The sequence below is a fragment of the Pseudomonas sp. FG36 genome (genome assembly GCF_057809275.1).
This window is the reverse complement of the sequence record NZ_JBMDJQ010000006.1, coordinates 133,103-150,390: the sequence shown is the minus strand read 5'-3', so window position 1 is coordinate 150,390 and position 17,288 is coordinate 133,103. Positions and strand designations below refer to the sequence as shown.

The window sequence follows — 17,288 nt, the reverse complement described above, 5'->3', positions numbered from 1 at the left end:
CATGCAAACCCGAATGCTGATCAACGGTCACCTGGTGAACGGCGAAGGCCCGGCCTGGACCGTGCTCGACCCAGCCAAGGGCAGTGCCCTGGCGCAGATCAACGAAGCCACCGAAGCTCAGGTCGACACCGCCGTGCGCGCCGCCGACCAAGCCTTCCAGCACTGGTCGCAGACCACCCCGAAGGAACGCGCCAGCGCATTGCTGGCGATTGCCGAGGTCATCGAACGCCACGCCGAGGAACTGGCCCGGCTGGAGTCGGACAACTGCGGCAAGCCCTATGCCGCGGCGCTCGGCGACGAGATCCCGGCCATTGCCGACGTGTTCCGCTACTTCGCTGGGGCGGCACGCTGCCTGGGTGGCCTGGCGGCGGGCGAGTACCTGCCCGGGCACACCTCGATGATCCGCCGCGACCCGCTGGGCGTGGTCGCCTCCATCGCGCCGTGGAACTACCCGCTGATGATGCTGGCCTGGAAGATCGCCCCGGCGTTGGCTGCCGGCAACACCGTGGTCATCAAGCCGTCGGAGTTGACCCCGCTGACGGCCCTGCGCCTTGGCGAACTGGTTCGTGAGCTGCTGCCGGCTGGCGTGCTCAATATCCTTTTCGGCCGTGGCCAGACCGTCGGCAACCCATTGGTCACCCATGCCAAGGTGCGCATGGTGTCGCTGACCGGCTCCATCCCTACCGGCGCGCACATCATTGGCGCCACCGCCGACAGCGTGAAGCGCATGCACATGGAATTGGGCGGCAAGGCGCCGGTGCTGGTATTCGACGATGCCGACCTCGACGCGGCCATCGACGGCATCCGCACCTTCGGCTTCTACAACGCCGGGCAGGACTGCACCGCCGCCTGCCGGCTGTACGTACAGGACGGCATCTACGAACGCTTCGTCGAACGCTTGGGCGCGGCGGTGGCGAGCATCAAGCCAGGCCCGCAGCAGGCGGCCGACACCGAACTCGGCCCGTTGATCAGCGCCCAGCATCGCGACAAGGTCGCCGGCCTGGTGAACCGTGCCATCGCCCAGCCGCACATCCGCCTGGTCACCGGTGGCAAGGCACTGCCCGGTGATGGCTTCTTCTTCGCCCCGACCGTGCTGGCCGATGCGCTGCAGGACGACGAAATCGTCCGCCACGAGGTGTTCGGCCCGGTGGTGTCGGTCACCCGCTTCAGCGATGAAGCCCAGGCGCTGGAATGGGCCAACGACTCGGAGTATGGCCTGGCCTCGTCGGTGTGGACCCGTGACAGCGGACGCGCCCACCGCCTCGCCGCACGGCTGCAATATGGCTGCACCTGGGTCAACACGCATTTCATGCTGGTCAGCGAGATGCCGCACGGCGGGCAAAAACATTCCGGCTATGGCAAGGACATGTCGATGTACGGGCTGGAGGACTACACCTGTGTGCGCCATGTGATGTTCAAGCACTGAGCCACAACCAGCCGGTGGGGGCAAAACACCCACCGGCTTTTGTTGCAACGCACCGCGATATCCGCCAAACCGCCTGCAGCTGAGTCAGTCGCGCAAGTCCGATTCGTGGATCGGGTTGGCCCGGCTTGTCGCGCGTTGGTATTGCGCCGGCCAGGTCGCCTTGTTGCCGCCCAGGTCGTCGTCAGCGTGCAAGGGCCAGTAAGGGTCGCGCAACAGTTCGCGGGCGAGGAAGATCACATCGGCCTGGCCGGTACGCAGGATATGCTCGGCCTGGGCCGGCTCGGTGATCATGCCGACGGTGCCGGTGGCGATCTCTGACTCCTTGCGCACCCGCTCGGCGAAACGGGTCTGGTAGCCGGGGCCGGTGGGGATCTCTGCGTTGACCGAGGTCCCTCCCGACGAGACGTCGATCAGGTCGACGCCCAGGGCGCGCAGCCGGCGGGCCAGCTCCACGGTCTCGTCCGGGTTCCAGCCATCCTCGACCCAGTCAGTGGCCGACACCCGTACCAACAGCGGCAGTTCCTGTGGCCAGGCCTGGCGCACCGCCTCGACGACCTGCAGGGTCAGGCGGATACGGTTTTCAAAGCAGCTGCCGTACTCGTCGCGGCGCTGGTTGCTCAGCGGCGAGAGGAACTGGTGCAGCAGGTAGCCGTGGGCGGCATGGATCTCGACCACCTTGAAGCCGGCCTTCAAGGCCCGCTCGGTGGCGGCGACGAACGCGCCGACGACCTGCTGGATCTCGTCCTTGCTCAGTTCATGGGGGACGGTATGCTCGGGGTCGAAGGCAATCCTGGAGGGCCCTACCGGCTGCCAGCCGCCGTCTTCGAGCTTGACGCTGCCGTGCTTGCCCAGCCACGGCCTGTGGGTGCTGGCCTTGCGTCCGGCGTGGGCCAGCTGGATGCCGGGGACGGCGCCCTGGGCAGTGATGAAGCGGGTGATGCGCTGCAGCGCGGGGATCTGCTCGTCGTGCCACAGGCCGAGGTCTTCTGCAGTGATGCGCCCATCGGCGGTGACAGCGACCGCTTCACTGATCACCAGGCCGGCGCCACCGACAGCGCGGCTGCCCAGGTGCACCAGGTGCCAGTCATTGGCCAGCCCGTCGACGGCGGAGTACTGACACATGGGGGAAACGGCGATACGGTTGGGCAGGGTCAGCTGACGCAGGGTGTAGGGTTCGAGCAGCAGGCTCATGGCGCACCTCCCAGGGACTCCAATGGTTGCCGGGCCGGCATTTGTAGTGGGGCGTGGGCCGGTACCGGTAGGTTTCAGCCTAGACCATGGCTCCGAGGGGCGTTCGCCCATCGCTCTGCGCCACGCGTTCCTCCTCGCGCAAGGTCAGCACTTCGACGCCGCTCTGCGTCACCGCCACGGTGTGCTCCCATTGCGCCGACAGGCTCCGGTCACGGGTAATCACCGTCCAGCCATCGCGCAAACCGCGGGTCCCGCGCCCTCCCTGGTTGATCATCGGCTCGATGGTGAACACCATCCCTGGTTGCAGCTTCATGCCCGTGCCACGCTGGCCGTAGTGCAGCACCTCCGGCGCCTCGTGCATCTGCGTGCCGATGCCGTGCCCGCAATATTCGCGCACCACGCTGTAGCCGGCGGCCTCGGCATGGGCCTGGATGGCGTGGCCGATGTCACCGAGGGTCGCGCCGGGGCGCACCTGCTCGATACCCTTCCACAGCGCGGCATAGGTGGTGTCCACCAGCCGCCGGGCCTCTTCGCCGATCTGGCCGATGCTGTACATCTTCGACGAATCGGCGATATAGCCGCCCTGCTCCAGGGTGATGTCGACGTTGACGATCGAACCCTCCTTCAGCACCTCGTCGGCCTTGGGCATGCCATGGCAGACCACATGGTCCACCGAGGTGTTCAGGGCAAAGGGAAAACCATACTGGCCCTTGCTCGCCGGCCGCGCCTTGAGGGTCTGGACGATGAAGGCCTCGGCGCGGTCGTTGATCTGCATGGTAGTTACGCCGGGGCGGATGAAACCGTCGAGGTCGGCGAATACCCGGGCCAGCAACTGGCCGGCACGGCGCATCAATTCGAGCTGGGTGGGGTCCTTGAGGATGACCTTGCTCATTGCAGCAGCTCCTTGAGATTGGCCTGTTCCTGGCGCAGCAACTGGCGCAGCAGTTCCTGGTAGGTGGCCTGCGGGTGCAACTCGGCCAGCATGCCGATGCGGATCCAGTGCTCGGCCTGGGCGTTGATCGAGCGCGACAGCGCGGCGCTGGCCACGCGCAGGTCTTCGTGGAGGTCGTCGGCGATCTTGACGATGCCCATGTGCGGTTACCTATATATGAAACGTATGCGAATCATATATCCATAAGTCGGCCGGCGCCATCCACTGGTGCACCGCTCCCCATATCGGTGCGCGCCCCTCTCCGGGCGAGCCCACTCACAGCGCAGCGGCGCGCCCCGCCGTGATATGGCCCGGGATTTGCTGCCGGCAAGGCATCGAGACCATCAACGCCGATGGTCCTCCCTCCACGACGAAGGCGCCGTGTTGCCCCGCTTGCCACTTGCAGGCCGGGCAGCCGGCGCCTTTGTCGTTTCGTCAGCAGGAGATGGTGATGAGCGGCAGTGAAGTGCGCAGTGTTTGCCCGTATTGCGGGGTCGGATGCGGCATCGTCATGCACGTGAGCGAAGGCAATATCGTCAAGGTCAGCGGTGACAAACAACACCCCAGCAACTTCGGGCGCCTGTGCACCAAGGGGTTGACCGCCCATGTGCCGCTGGAGGCCGGACGCATGGCTCATGCGTTCGTTCGTGACCAGCGCAGCCAGCAACCAGCCCGTCGCCCGCTGGACACCGCCATCGCCGAGACGGCCAGGCGCCTGCGCACGATCATCGATACCCATGGCGCCGACGCCGTGGCCCTCTATGTCTCCGGGCAGATGTCGCTGGAGGCCCAGTACCTGGCCAACAAGCTGGCCAAGGGTTTCATCCGCACCCGCCATATCGAGTCCAACTCACGCCTGTGCATGGCCAGTGCCGGCAGCGGCTACAAGCAATCGCTGGGCGCCGACGGCCCACCCGGCAGCTACCAGGATTTCGAGCGCGCCGAGGTGTTCCTGGTGATCGGCGCGAACATGGCCGACTGCCACCCGATCCTGTTCCTGCGCTTGCTCGACCGGCTCAAGGCCGGCGCCAGGCTGATCGTCGTCGACCCTCGGCGCAGCGCCACTGCCGACAAGGCCGACCTGTTCCTGCAACTGCGCCCGGGTACCGACCTGGCCCTGCTCAATGGCCTGCTGCACCTGCTGCACGCCAATGGCCATACCGACGCGGATTTCATCGCCCGCCACACCGAAGGCTGGGAGGCACTGCCGGCGTTTCTCGAGGACTACACCCCCGCACGCGTCGCGGCCATCACCGGGCTGGCCGAGGCCGATATCCGCGAAGCCGCCCGCCTGATCGGCGAGGCGGGCGAATGGATGAGCTGCTGGACCATGGGCCTGAACCAGAGCATCCACGGTACCTGGCACAGCAATGCCCTGTGCAACCTGCACCTGGCCACCGGCGCCATCTGCCGCCCCGGCAGCGGGCCGTTCTCGCTGACCGGCCAACCCAATGCCATGGGCGGCCGCGAGATGGGTTACATGGGGCCGGGCCTGCCGGGCCAGCGTTCGGCGCAGGTGGCGGCCGACCGCGCCTTCGTCGAAGCGCAATGGCAACTGCCCCCCGGCACCCTGCGCAGTGAAGGGGGCGAAGGCACCGTGGCACTGTTCGAGCAACTCAAGCTTGGCGAGGTGAAAGCCTGCTGGATCATCTGCAGCAACCCGGTGGCCAGCGTCGCCAACCGCCAGCAGGTGATCGACGGCCTGCGCCAGGCACAACTGGTGATCAGCCAGGACGCCTTCCTCGACACCGAGACCAACCGCTACGCCGACATCCTGCTGCCGGCGGCACTGTGGGCCGAGGGCGAGGGGGTGATGATCAACAGCGAGCGCAACCTGACCTTGATGCCCCGCGCCGTCGAGGCGCCCGGCGAAAGCCTCGAGGATTGGCGCCTGATCGCGCGCATCGCCTGTGCCCTGGGTTATGCGCACGCCTTCGACTACCCCGACGCCGAAGCTGTGTTCGATGAGATCCGCCGCTTCCACAACCCCGACACCGGTTACGACCTGCGCGGCATCAACTATACCGACCTGCGCCAGGGCCCGCGGCAGTGGCCAAGCGCGCCGGGGCGCAAGGACACTCGCAGCCCGCTGCGCTATATCGCGCCAGACGCCCCACAGACGCCGGTGTTTCCGACGCCCACCGGCAAGGCCCGATTCTTCGCCCGCCCCTGGCTGCCGCCGGCGGAGCTGCCCGACGATGCCTTCCCTTTTGTGCTCAACACCGGCCGCGTCCAGCACCAGTGGCACACGCTGACCAAGACCGGCCAGGTACCCAGCCTGAACAAGCTGGAGCCCGGCCCCTTCGTCGAGATCCATCCCGACGATGCCCAGCGCCTGGGTATCGCGCCCAAGGACCAGGTGGCGATCCGCTCGCGCCGTGGCCAGGCCGTGCTGCCGGCGCGGCTCAGCGAGCGGGTGCTGCCAGGCAACTGTTTCGCCCCGTTTCACTGGAACGATCTGTACGGCGAGCAACTGGCAATCAACGCGGTGACCTGCGACGCGGTGGACCCGACCTCGCTGCAGCCGGCCTTCAAGCATTGTGCCGTGGCCCTGGAGCGGGTCGCCGGCGAGCGCATCGAAGCCCTCGAACTGACGCTTCCCCCGGAGCCCATCGCCATGCCCACCGCCACCCTGTCCCGCCTGCTCGGCCTGGAGGCTTTGCCGGCTCCGGTCCTGGCCGAGGAAGAGCGCCATTACCTGCAAGGTTTCCTGCTCGGCCTGAGCCAGGCCAGCACCGAGAACGTGCCTTGCCTGCCGCCCGGTGCGCCCCTGGCGCCGGAACGACGCCTGTTCGTCGACGGCCTGCTGGCCGGCCTGTTCGCCCGGCCCGCGCCGGCGCCGCAAGCAGCGCTGGAAAGCCCTCGTCACCATGTGCTGTGGGCCTCACAGACCGGCAATGGCGAGCAACTCGCCGAACGCTGCGCCCAACGCCTGCGCGACGCGGGGCTGGTGGTCGCGCTCAGTTGCATGGAGGCGGTGCGCCCATCCCAACTGCGAGGCGCCGCCAGCCTGCTGCTGATCGCCAGCACCTTCGGCGACGGCGATGCGCCGGACAGCGGCACCGCGTTCTGGCGGGCGCTGCAGGACGACGAAGGCGCCAGTTGCGCCACCCTCCCTTACGCCGTGCTGGCCCTGGGCGATTCAAGCTACGACCAGTTCTGCGGCTTCGGCCGCAAGCTCGACCAACGCCTGGCCGACCTGGGCGCCCGGCGCCTGCTGGACCGGGTCGACTGCGAGCCGGATTGCGAAGCGGCCTTCGGCGCCTGGCTCGATGCCCTGTTGTCCGAGCTTGGCGGTGGCCCGGTAGCCCCTGCCGCGCCGGTCGCCGCCCACGGCAAACATCAGCCCTGGCCTGCCACCTTGCGGGAGAACAGCCTGCTCAGCGGGCCCGGTTCAACCAAGGAGACTCGCCAACTGGTTTTCGACCTGTCCGGTAGCGACCTGCGCTATCAACCTGGCGATGCCCTGGGCGTATGGCCGCGCAATTGCCCGGATCTGGTCGACGAACTGCTCACGCTGATGCAGCTGGAAGGCCAAACCGAGATCGAACTCAAGGGCCATGCACCAATGCCCCTGCGAACCGCGCTGGAGCGGCACCTGGACATCACCCAGGTCAGCCGCCAGCAGCTCGAAACCTTCAGCCAGCACGCTCCCGACCTGCAACGCCTGCTGCTGCCAGAATGCAAGGACGAACTCAAGGAATGGCTGTGGGGCCACCAGCTGGCCGACGTGCTGCGCGAACACCCCCAGGCCTTGCCGCTGGGCAACTGGTTGTCGCTGCTCAAACCCTTGCAGCCGCGCCTGTACTCGATCAGCTCCAGCCCCCGGGCTCATCCCGGCCAGGTGCACCTGACCGTGTCCATCGTGCGCCATGGCGAGCGCAAGGGCGTCTGTTCGAGCTTCCTCGCGGACCGGGCAACGGCGCTGGAGGTCGGGATATTTGCCCAGCCATCGAAACACTTCCGCCTGCCCGAGGACGACGGTGTGCCCATCGTCATGATCGGCCCTGGTACCGGTATCGCCCCCTTCCGCGCCTTCCTTGAAGAGCGCGAGATACGTGCGGCCAAGGGGCGCAACTGGCTGTTCTTCGGCGAACAGCATGCCGCCTGCGACTTCTATTACCGCGAACAACTGCAGGCCTGGGAGGCCAGCGGGCATGTGCGTCTGAGCACCGCGTTCTCGCGTGACCAGCCGCAAAAGGTCTATGTGCAGCACCGCCTGCTGGAGCACGGCGCCGAGCTGTGGCGCTGGTTGCAGGACGGCGCGCATGTGTATGTCTGTGGCGATGCCCGGTTTATGGCCCGGGACGTGGACGCGGCCTTGCGCCAGCTCGTGGCGGAACATGGTGGCCTGGACAAGACCATGGCAGCGGCGTACGTCGAGGGGTTGGCGCGGGACAAGCGCTACCGGCGAGATGTGTATTGATGCACCACGGTGGTGAGGCTGCACCCTGTTTGTGCGACCGCATCACCTGGCCAACTCATACCCAAAGGTCTCGTGGCACGCTGCAACCCTCGTGGGAGCGGGCTTGCCCCGCGATGACCGGAAGCCTGGCACATTCCCTGCTTCAACCGATGCACAACAGCCCCAACGACCAACGGCGGTCGACAGGGGCCTCACACTGATGAGTACAGGCAAAGGCGCCTGGAGCTTCGGCTCCAGGCGCCTTTTTCGTTTTTCCGTGATCGAGGATCGGCTATGCAGGCAACAGCGAACGAAGCACAACGAGCGCGACTGGTCATCGTCGGCAATGGCATGGTCGGCCATCACTGCGTCGAGCAACTGATCGAGCGCGGCGCCTTGGCGCGCTTCGAACTGCACGTATTCGCCGAGGAGCGTCAGCGCGCCTACGACCGGGTGCACCTCTCGGAATACTTCACTGGCAGTTGCGCCGAAACCCTGGCCCTGTGCGACCGCGACTACTATGCGAGCAATGGCGTGCACCTGCACCTGGGCGAGGCGGTACTGGACATCGATCGCGAACGCCAGGAAGTGATCACCGCCGAAGGCCGCCTCGGCTATGACCAGTTGATCCTGGCCACCGGCTCCTACCCGTTCGTGCCGCCCATCGAAGGGTCCAGCGGCAATGCGCGCCTGGTCTATCGCACCCTCGAAGACCTCGATGCGATCCGCGCCGCCGCCGGGAGCGCTCGTCGTGGGGTGGTGGTCGGCGGCGGCCTGCTCGGCCTCGAAGCCGCCAACGCCCTCAAGTCGCTAGGCCTACAAGCGCATGTGGTGGAGTTCGCGCCGCGCCTGATGCCGGTCCAGCTGGATGGCGAGGGCGGCGCGGCGCTCAAGGCGCGCATCGAGGCGTTGGGCGTGGGCGTGCACCTGGCCCGCGCCACCCAGTCGATCAGCGCTGGCGAACACTACCGCTACCGCATGAACTTCGATGGCGGCGAACACCTGGAAACCGACCTGATCGTGTTCTCCGCCGGCATTCGCCCGCAGGATGCCCTGGGCCGCGCCTGCGGCCTGGAGATCGCCCCTCGCGGCGGCGTGGTGATCGACAGTCAGTGCCGCTCCAGCGACCCACGCATCTTCGCCATTGGCGAATGCGCTTCGTGGAACGGCAGTGTGTTCGGCCTGGTCGCCCCGGGCTACGCCATGGCGCGTAACCTGGCTGCCCTGGTGATGGGCGAGTCGGCGGGCGAATTCAGCGGCGCCGACATGTCGACCAAGCTCAAGCTGCTGGGGGTGGACGTCGGCTCCATCGGCGATGCCCAGGGCGTCACGCCGGGCGCGCGCAGCTACCGCTTCATCGACGAAGCCACCGCTTCATACCGGCGCCTGGTGGTCGATGCCAGCGGCAAGCGTGTGCTTGGCGCGGTATTGGTGGGTGACAACAGCTACTACGACACCCTGCTGCAATACGCCCAGAACGGCATCAAGCTACCGGCCGACCCGGCCGCGCTGATTCTGCCCCAGGGCAGCGGCGCACCGGCGCTGGGCGCCGATGCCTTGCCCGACAGCGCAACCATCTGCTCGTGCCACAACGTCAGCAAGGGCGCGGTGTGCGCCGCCATCGACAGTGGCTGCAGCGACCTCGCCGCCGTCAAGTCCTGCACCAGGGCGGCCAGCGGTTGCGGCGGTTGCGCGGCGCTGCTCAAGCAAGTGTTCGAGCACGAACTGACTGCCCGCGGCGTGACCGTCGACAAGAGCCTGTGCGAACACTTCGCCTACACCCGCCAGGAGCTTTACGGGCTGGTGCGGGTGGAGGGCATCCGCACCTTCAGCGAGCTGCTCGAACGCCATGGCAAAGGCCACGTGGGGTGCGCCATCTGCAAGCCGGCGGTGGGCAACATCCTCGCCTCGTGCTGGAACCAGCCGATCATGGACCCGGCGCTGGTGCCGCTGCAGGACACCAACGACACCTTCATGGCTAACATGCAGAAGAACGGCACCTACTCGGTGGTGCCGCGCATTCCCGGCGGCGAGATCACCCCGGAAAAACTCATCGTGATCGGCCAGGTGGCAAAGAAGTACGACCTCTATACCAAGATCACCGGCGGCCAGCGCATCGACCTGTTCGGTGCCCAGTTGCACGAGCTGCCGCTGATCTGGGGCGAGCTGATCGCCGCCGGCTTCGAGACCGGGCACGCCTACGGCAAGTCGACGCGCACGGTGAAGTCCTGCGTCGGCAGCACCTGGTGCCGCTATGGCGTGCAGGACAGCGTGGCCATGGCCTTGCGCCTGGAGGACCGCTACAAGGGCCTGCGCGCGCCGCACAAGCTCAAGTTCGCGGTGTCTGGCTGCACTCGCGAATGCGCCGAGGCGCAAAGCAAGGACATCGGCGTGATCGCCACCGACAAGGGCTGGAACCTGTACGTGTGCGGCAACGGTGGCATGCGCCCGCGCCACGCCGAACTGTTCGCCACCGACCTGGACGACGAGACCCTGGTGCGCCTGATCGACCGCGTGCTGATGTTCTACATCCGCACCGCCGACAAACTGCAGCGCACCTCGGTGTGGCGCGAGGGCCTCGAAGGCGGGCTCGACTACCTCAAGCAGGTGGTGATCAACGACAGCCTGGGCCTGGCCCGCGAACTCGAGACGCAGATGCAGCAGGTGGTCGACCGCTACGAATGCGAATGGGCCAACGCCTTGGGCGATCCGGAAAAGCTCAAGCGCTTCCGCACCTTCGTCAATGACCAACGCGCCGATCCGGATGTGCACTTCGTGCGCGAGCGCGGCCAACGCCGGCCGGCGGCGCCCCTGCAGCTGATTCCCACCCATGAGGAGACAATGTGATGAACCTGTCCAACACGGCTGTAGCAAGTGAAACCCGCTGGCAGGCGGTGTGCCAGGCCAGTGACCTGGTCGCCGACTCCGGGGTGGTGGTGTGGCATAAAGGCGAGCAGGTCGCGCTGTTCTACCTGCCGGGGCGGGATCGACAGGTCTACGCGCTGGAAAACCGCGATCCGCGCTCCGGCGCCAATATCATCGGACGCGGGCTGCTGGCCAGCCTGCAGGGCGAACTGGTAGTCGCGGCGCCGCTGTACAAGCAGCATTTTTGCCTGCACGACGGGCGCTGCCTGGAGGACCCGACACAGGTCTTGCGGGTGTGGACGGCGCGCCTGCGCGGCGCCGAAGTCGAACTTGCCCGTAGCTGATGCTCGCACGGAGCAACCAGACGTTGCAGGTCTGGCCTGCGCGGATACACTGCCGGGCATGAACCTCGATACCCGCATCAAGTTCCGCCATCTGCTGTGCTTCCTGGAGATTGCCCGGCAGGGCAGCCTGGCCAGGGCCGCCGACGTGCTTGCGATCAGCCAGCCAGCGATCTCCAAGACCCTCAAGGAGCTGGAGGATCTGCTGGAGGCTCGCCTGTTCGAGCGCAGCCACCAGGGCGTCGCCCTGACCCCGGCCGGTACCCGTTTCATGCGCTATGCCGGCCCCAGCGTGCAGGCGCTGCGTGACGGGGTCGGCAGTGTGCGCGGTGAGGCTCGGGCGCCGTCGCAGGTGCGTATCGGCGTGCTGTCGACAGTCGAAGGGCTGCTGATGCCCGAGGTGCTGTGCCGCCTGCACCAGCAGCACGAGGCATTGGTAATCAGCGTGGTGACCGGGGCCAGCGCCCAGCTGCTTGGGCAGTTGCACCTTGGCGAGCTGGAACTGGTGATCGGTCGCATGACCGACAGCCCGCAGATCCAGGGGCTGTCGTTCGAGCACCTGTACAGCGAGTCGATGACCCTGGTGGTGCGCCCCGGGCATCCACTGCTGGCGGCTCAGCCCATTGATCACAGGCAGGTCGGTACCTATCCACTGGTGCTGCCACCACCCGGCACGACCATTCGCCAGCACGCCGACAGCCTGTTCGTGCAATGCGCCATCCCGCTGCCGGCACAACGCCTGGAAACCCTGTCGTTAGCCTTGAGCAGGCGCTACGTGCTGGGCAGCGAGGCGGTCTGGGTGGCCCCGCGCGACGCCGTGCTGATCGACCTCGGGCGGGGCGAACTGGCCGAACTCGACCTGGGCGTGCGCGAACCGGGCGGCTCGGTGGGGATCTGCCGCAATGCCGCCCTGGCACAGAGCCTGCCGGCGCAGTGGGTGTGCGAGGTGCTCCGGGAGGTGGCCGAAGCTTACCGGCTCGGCGCATACCCCTGACAACCCGGCCCGCGGATTCCTATACAATCCACGCCAGTTCCCAGCGCCCCCAGGACCCCCTTCATGGACGAAACCGCGCAGCACTGGCTGCATGCCCTCTCCGCCCCCATGGCCGCCCTCAACGGCGCCAGCTACACCGCCCCCGACTACTTCGAAGGGGAAGACCAGACCGATCTGGAGCGCTGGTGGGGGATCAGCGATCGCGCCCAGTTGCTGGACATGCTGAACATGGCCGACAACGGCCACGCCACCGAAATGAGCGAAGCCTACTGGCAGTACCAGCGCTGCCTGCCCAGCCAGTGGCAGGCACTGCTCGACACCCTGCCCCCACGCGAACGCATCCGCCACGAATACGCCGCCCGCACCTTCCCCGACTGCGGCCCGGGCGGCACCCGCGCCTGGGACCTGGGGCGCATGAGCTTCCTGCTGCGCGCCGGGGTCAAGAAAGGCCTGATCGATCGCGACGAAAGCCTTTACCTGCACTACCGCCTGGCGCTGCGCGCCCGCCACTACTACAACCGCTGGGATTGCTACCTGGCCGGCTACCTGTTCGGCAAGGCGCTGTGGAATGTCAGCGACAGCAGCGACGAGACCCTGGCCGCCGATCTCGAGCGCCAGGGCAGCGAACACTGGAACCGCTGCATCCTGCTTAACCTGCGCCTCGGCGCCCATGAGCTGCTGGCCGGGCTGCCCTGGGACATGGACCTGCCGGAACCTGCGCGCCCCGCCACCCTGGAAGAGGACTGCTGGTCATGAGTTGCTGGATTCGCCTGGGGATCGAACCGACCCAGGACCTGGACGCCATCCGCCTGGCCTACCGCGGCCGCCTGCCCGCGCACCATCCGGAAACCGACCCGAAAGGTTTCCAGGCCCTGCGCGCGGCATACGAGGAAGCGCTGCGCCTGGCCCGCGAGCAGGAAACCCACGAGGCCGAGCCAAGGGCCGCCGAGGACACTCCCCATCCGGCGCTGCAGCACTTCCATCGCCTGCTCGAGGAGCCGTCCCTGCGCTTCGACCCACAAGCCTGGCAGGGCTACATCGCCGAGCTGGACGAACTGCCACTGGACGAACTGGACGACCTCGGCTGGCAGCTGCTGCACACCCTGCACGACTGCGGGCCGCTGTCCCATCACTGCGCGGGTCTGCTGGCCCGGCGCCTGGGCTGGGCCGAGCAGTTGCTGCGCCTGGACAACCCCCACGAAGTGGAAGCCTTCCTCGACCGTCTCGCGCAGCCGGATCCCTTCGATACCGCATGCATGCGCGACTGGCCAGCCCCGGCGCAGATGGAGAGCCTGTGGTATTTCCGCAGCCTCGAATACTGCTACCAGCACCGCCCATTGTTCGAGTACGAGCAGTTCGCCAGCGTGCATACCTGCCTGGCGATCCCGGACGACCCGGCGCTGGTACAGCGCCTGTTGGTGCAGTTCAGCCAAGCCGGCATCGCCAGCCGGACCTTCCACGGACTGCTCCAGGCACAGCAGGCGCAAACCCCGGACGATGCCGACCTGCTCTACCTGCTGGCCCGCCAGGCCGATGCCCTGGGGGCCGAGCAACAAGCCCTGGACTGCTGGTTGCGGCTGTACCGCCAACACCAGCATCCACAGGCCGAGCGCTGGCTGATCGACCTCTGTGCCCGCCATCAGCCCCAGCGCCTGCCCCTGCTGATCCAGGCCTTCGACCGCCTGCACACGCCAGCCGGCTGGCCCGCAGACCTTGGCGACCCAGCCCAGGCATGGGGCAGCCCAGGGCAGTCAGCGCAGACCTTGGCGCGCTGGTCCGAAGCCTCGCGCCTGGGGCTGGACGGCATCGCCAGCACCTTCGTCGACTGGCATCTGGACGGCGACGACGAACTGCCGCTGCTGGCTTGGCTGCTGCAGGAGCAGCCGGAGCAGAATCTGCACCGCTTGTATTGGCATGCCTGGGCCCTGCAGCGCGGCGAGGCCGGTTTGCTGCGCCTGATCCTCGCCCAGCCACCGGCCGAGGACGCCCTCGACGCGCTGATCCTCGAGGGCTTCCAGCGCCAGGCGCGCCAGCGATTGCATTGGCTCGATCAAGCTCCTGTGGTCCAGGCACTGGCGCAGCTCTGCGCCAGCGATGATCCGGCGGCTACCTTGCCCGAGGTCTTGACCGAGGATGCCATTCGCCCGGTCTGCCGTGAATGGCTGCGGCGCATGCGGGTCTACCCGGCCCATGCCCTGCATACGCTCAACCGTCAGTTCGACATGCGCCGCCTGTTCACCACGCCGTTCGCCCTGCAACTGCAGGACCGCCTGGCCGAAGCCGGGGTCCTGTTGCCCCCGATGCCCGAGGGCGAGGCACTGTGGCAGTGGCACCGCCAGCAGCTGTTCATGCTGGCGCTGCTGGAGCAACCTTCACGTTGGCTGGCACTGATCGACCCGGCCTTGCCCGCGCAGTTGCACTACCCGACCGAACACCCGTTCGCTCCGACACACGCCCTGCTCGGTCAACTGCTGACCAGCCCCGAAGGCGCCAGTGGGCTGCTCGGCAGCCTGGATATCCGCGACCCGGTACAAGCCCTGATCTCGGCACGCCTGCTGACCTTGCAGCAGGCGCTCAACAGCACGCGCCTGCCCAACGCCGCGCAACTGCTGGCTTGCCTGGACAACGACGACGGCGGGCTGCGTACCGATTATGCGCTGGGCTACCTGCTGTTCTGCGCAGTGCTGCACCACGATCCGTCGCTGGACGAACCACAGCGCTGCGCGTTGCGCGATCGCATGCAGGCGCTGGACCTGCAAGACGACTGGTTCGAAGCGCTGCGCCGGGGGCTGCTGGACGGCCAGGCCAAGCACCCGCCGGCTGCCGCGATACGCGTGCAAGGCCTCGACAGCCGCACGGTCGACGAGGTACTGGATGCGCTGCACAGCCTGCTGAACACTTGCACCCCACCCAAGACCCGGGTGCTGCGCGCCCTGCAAAAGATCAAGGACGATCCGGAGCAGGACCCCGGCCTGCGCTGCGCGATCATGGCCGTGCTGTCATGGAGCGAACGCCTGCTGCTGGACATGATCAAGGAGCCGCCGGCGCCGGTGTGGGCGTTCTGGAAGCTCAAGAGTCGACTGAACCGCACGGGCCTGGCGGTGCACGTGGCAATCATCGCCTTGGGCGCCAGCCTGATGCTGCATATCCCGGCGATGTTGGTGGCGATCAGCATCCTCTCGATCAGTGGCTTCCTGCGCCGCCTGCGCGACCTCGGCCACGGCGTGCCGGCACTGCTGCTGGTGATGGTGCTGACCCGCGTGCTGCCGTTCTCGTCACTGGTGCTGCTGGGCCTGCCCGGCGACAAGCTGCCAAACCGTTACGGCCCGGTACCGGGCAAAGGGCAGCCGCTGGAGGGCGGCCTGCAGGCCACCCTGCGCCGGCTCAACGCTCAATAACGCAGCTCGTCGAGCGCCTGGCTCAATGCCTGGCGCTCACGGCTGATCTCGCCGGCCTGCTGCCCGGCCAGCACGGCATTGAAGGCGTCCAGCCAACTGCCGATCAGCTCGCGCTCGTCGCCCAGGCTCTGCATCCAGGCTCGCTCCAGCCGGGCCAGCAAGGTGCGGTTGGGCAGCGTGTCCCGCGGGTGGATCTTCAATTTCGCCAGGCGCTCCTCACTGGCCTGGCGTGCCTGCGCATCCAGCCCGGTGGGGCTGCGGTCGATACTGTGGCTGTGCTTCTGGCCGCTCTCGAGGAAGGTCACGTCCACTTCCAGCAGGCCGTTGATGTCGTAGCTGAAGCGCACGTCCAGCGACTGGATCTCGCCGGTCGACTGCAACGGAATCTCGAAACTGTCCACCAGGATGTTGTCCCGCACCCAGGGCCGCTCGCCCTGGTACACGGCGATGCGCACGAACTTCTGTTCCGGGTGGCTGCTGTAGAAACGCTGCACCTTGGACGTGGGGATGATCGTATTGCGCTCGATGATCGGTGAGAAGGCGCCGGTGACATCTTCGCCCCGGGACGAGGCCACGCCGAGGGTATAGGGGCAGACATCGGTCAGAATCAGTTCGTCGATGGCCGCGTCGCGGGCCTTGCACGCTGCCTGGCTGGCGGCGCCTAGGGCGACGATGGTATCCGGATCCAGGTGCCGGTATGGCAGGCGACCAAACAGCTTGGCCACCAGTTGCTGCACCTGCGGCATGCGCGTGGCGCCGCCGACCAGCACCAGGCTGTCCAGCTCGCGCGGGCTCAAGCGGGCATCGCGCAGGGCCTGTTCGATAGGGGTGCGTACCCGTGCCAGCAAGGGTGCCCAGATCGCCTGCAGCTTCTGGTCGTCCAACTGCCACTCGCGGGGCTGGCCATCCATGCTCCAGGCAAAGGTGCGACTGCCCTCGCCCACTTCGCACTTGAGCTGCTCGATGGCGTCGTGCAGGCTGGCCAAAGCCTGGGGCTCCAGGTCTTCGGCCTTGAGGTTCCAGTCACGCAGGCAGGCCTGCAGCAGCGCCTCGGTGAAATCCTCGCCGCCCAGGTAGTTGTCGCCGGTAGAGGCATGCACCTCGATCAACGGCAGGGCGTACTCCAGCACCGTGACGTCGAAGGTGCCACCACCCAGGTCGAACACCAGGGTGCGCTCGAATTTCTGCTCATGCAGGCCGTAGGCCATGGCGGCGGCGGTGGGTTCGTTGATCAGCCGCTGGACCTTGAGCCCGGCCAGTTCGGCCGCGAACACCGTGCGTTTGCGCTGCTCGTCGCTGAAATAGGCCGGCACCGAGATCACCGCCTCGCTCACCGGGCAGCCCAGATAGGCCTCGGCGTCCTGCTTGAGCGAACCCAGTACCAGCGCCGACAGTTCTTCAGGGGTGAAGCGGTGTTCGCCCAGGGCGTAACGCTTGTCGCTGCCCATGAAGCGCTTGAACGCCGCGGCGCTGCGTTGCGGGTGGGTGGTCAGGCGCGCCCGGGCGGCCTGGCCGACGAGGATGCTGCCATCGTCATCGACGCTGACCACCGACGGCGTCAGCACCTCGCCCAGGGCATTGGCGATCAGCCGCGCTTCGCCATCCTGCCAGACGGCGATCAGGCTGTTGGTGGTACCCAGGTCGATTCCCAGCAAGGGAGTGGCGTGTGGCGGAGCGGGAGAGAGGCTGGCATCCTGCATGGTCGGTCTCTTGCTTGCGGTAGGAACCGGCGCAAGG

11 protein-coding genes are annotated in these 17,288 nt (G+C 67.2%); 7 read left to right on the top strand and 4 right to left on the bottom strand.

Annotated elements, in window-relative coordinates; all coding sequences use genetic code 11:
* Window position 1 precedes the first annotated feature (1 nt).
* Window positions 2-1,426 carry a gamma-aminobutyraldehyde dehydrogenase gene (locus tag ACODS9_RS07480; protein WP_489093614.1) on the top strand — a complete coding sequence of 475 codons (1,425 nt, stop codon included), beginning with the start codon at window positions 2-4 and terminating at the stop codon, window positions 1,424-1,426.
* Between the two features lie 84 nt (window positions 1,427-1,510).
* Here ACODS9_RS07480 and ACODS9_RS07475 read toward each other — a convergent pair whose 3' ends face one another.
* The 3 genes from ACODS9_RS07475 to ACODS9_RS07465 form a co-directional block, all read right to left on the bottom strand.
* The gene (locus ACODS9_RS07475) at window positions 1,511-2,617 is read right to left on the bottom strand and encodes an NADH:flavin oxidoreductase/NADH oxidase (RefSeq protein WP_401104460.1); all 1,107 of its coding nucleotides are present in this window, start codon (window positions 2,615-2,617) and stop codon (window positions 1,511-1,513) included.
* Between the two features lie 79 nt (window positions 2,618-2,696).
* Entirely contained in the window at window positions 2,697-3,509 is an 813-nt protein-coding gene (map, locus tag ACODS9_RS07470; RefSeq protein WP_489093613.1) for a type I methionyl aminopeptidase, read from the bottom strand.
* On the bottom strand, window positions 3,506-3,709 hold the full coding sequence (locus ACODS9_RS07465; protein WP_046856862.1) for a ParD-like family protein: 204 nt from the start codon (window positions 3,707-3,709) through the stop codon (window positions 3,506-3,508). Before ACODS9_RS07465 ends, map begins: the two co-directional genes overlap by 4 nt.
* Window positions 3,710-3,999: 290 nt before the next feature.
* Between ACODS9_RS07465 and ACODS9_RS07460 the strand changes: the two genes are divergently transcribed.
* From ACODS9_RS07460 to ACODS9_RS07435, 6 genes are all read left to right on the top strand, one after another.
* Window positions 4,000-7,974 carry a bifunctional nitrate reductase/sulfite reductase flavoprotein subunit alpha gene (locus tag ACODS9_RS07460; RefSeq protein ID WP_489093612.1) on the top strand — a complete coding sequence of 1,325 codons (3,975 nt, stop codon included), beginning with the start codon at window positions 4,000-4,002 and terminating at the stop codon, window positions 7,972-7,974.
* A gap of 273 nt (window positions 7,975-8,247) precedes the next feature.
* On the top strand, window positions 8,248-10,800 hold the full coding sequence (gene nirB, locus ACODS9_RS07455) for a nitrite reductase large subunit NirB (protein WP_489093611.1): 2,553 nt from the start codon (window positions 8,248-8,250) through the stop codon (window positions 10,798-10,800).
* Window positions 10,800-11,162 carry a nitrite reductase small subunit NirD gene (gene nirD / locus ACODS9_RS07450; protein ID WP_489093610.1) on the top strand — a complete coding sequence of 121 codons (363 nt, stop codon included), beginning with the start codon at window positions 10,800-10,802 and terminating at the stop codon, window positions 11,160-11,162. The genes nirB and nirD overlap by 1 nt, the downstream gene beginning before the upstream one ends.
* A gap of 58 nt (window positions 11,163-11,220) precedes the next feature.
* On the top strand, window positions 11,221-12,153 hold the full coding sequence (gene pcaQ / locus ACODS9_RS07445; RefSeq protein WP_401104469.1) for a pca operon transcription factor PcaQ: 933 nt from the start codon (window positions 11,221-11,223) through the stop codon (window positions 12,151-12,153).
* A gap of 63 nt (window positions 12,154-12,216) precedes the next feature.
* On the top strand, window positions 12,217-12,909 hold the full coding sequence (locus ACODS9_RS07440; protein WP_038705546.1) for a DUF1266 domain-containing protein: 693 nt from the start codon (window positions 12,217-12,219) through the stop codon (window positions 12,907-12,909).
* Window positions 12,906-15,551 carry a molecular chaperone DnaJ gene (locus ACODS9_RS07435; RefSeq protein ID WP_489093609.1) on the top strand — a complete coding sequence of 882 codons (2,646 nt, stop codon included), beginning with the start codon at window positions 12,906-12,908 and terminating at the stop codon, window positions 15,549-15,551. The genes ACODS9_RS07440 and ACODS9_RS07435 overlap by 4 nt, the downstream gene beginning before the upstream one ends.
* On the opposite strand, the gene ACODS9_RS07430 is transcribed toward ACODS9_RS07435, so the two are convergent.
* Window positions 15,545-17,251: a molecular chaperone HscC gene (locus tag ACODS9_RS07430; RefSeq protein ID WP_489093608.1), complete on the bottom strand. Its 1,707-nt coding sequence runs from the start codon at window positions 17,249-17,251 to the stop codon at window positions 15,545-15,547. The genes ACODS9_RS07435 and ACODS9_RS07430 overlap by 7 nt on opposite strands.
* Window positions 17,252-17,288: the final 37 nt, after the last annotated feature.

Excerpts from the sequence above, each read along its gene's own strand:
- ACODS9_RS07440 (WP_038705546.1), top strand. The coding sequence starts at position 12,217 with ATGGACGAAACCGCGCAGCACTGGCTGCATGCCCTCTCCGCCCCCATG.
- map (WP_489093613.1), bottom strand. The coding sequence starts at position 3,509 with ATGAGCAAGGTCATCCTCAAGGACCCCACCCAGCTCGAATTGATGCGC.
- ACODS9_RS07460 (WP_489093612.1), top strand. The coding sequence starts at position 4,000 with ATGAGCGGCAGTGAAGTGCGCAGTGTTTGCCCGTATTGCGGGGTCGGA.
- ACODS9_RS07465 (WP_046856862.1), bottom strand. The coding sequence starts at position 3,709 with ATGGGCATCGTCAAGATCGCCGACGACCTCCACGAAGACCTGCGCGTG.
- ACODS9_RS07430 (WP_489093608.1), bottom strand. The coding sequence starts at position 17,251 with ATGCAGGATGCCAGCCTCTCTCCCGCTCCGCCACACGCCACTCCCTTG.
- nirB (WP_489093611.1), top strand. The coding sequence starts at position 8,248 with ATGCAGGCAACAGCGAACGAAGCACAACGAGCGCGACTGGTCATCGTC.
- ACODS9_RS07475 (WP_401104460.1), bottom strand. The coding sequence starts at position 2,617 with ATGAGCCTGCTGCTCGAACCCTACACCCTGCGTCAGCTGACCCTGCCC.
- ACODS9_RS07480 (WP_489093614.1), top strand. The coding sequence starts at position 2 with ATGCAAACCCGAATGCTGATCAACGGTCACCTGGTGAACGGCGAAGGC.
- pcaQ (WP_401104469.1), top strand. The coding sequence starts at position 11,221 with ATGAACCTCGATACCCGCATCAAGTTCCGCCATCTGCTGTGCTTCCTG.
- ACODS9_RS07435 (WP_489093609.1), top strand. The coding sequence starts at position 12,906 with ATGAGTTGCTGGATTCGCCTGGGGATCGAACCGACCCAGGACCTGGAC.
- nirD (WP_489093610.1), top strand. The coding sequence starts at position 10,800 with ATGAACCTGTCCAACACGGCTGTAGCAAGTGAAACCCGCTGGCAGGCG.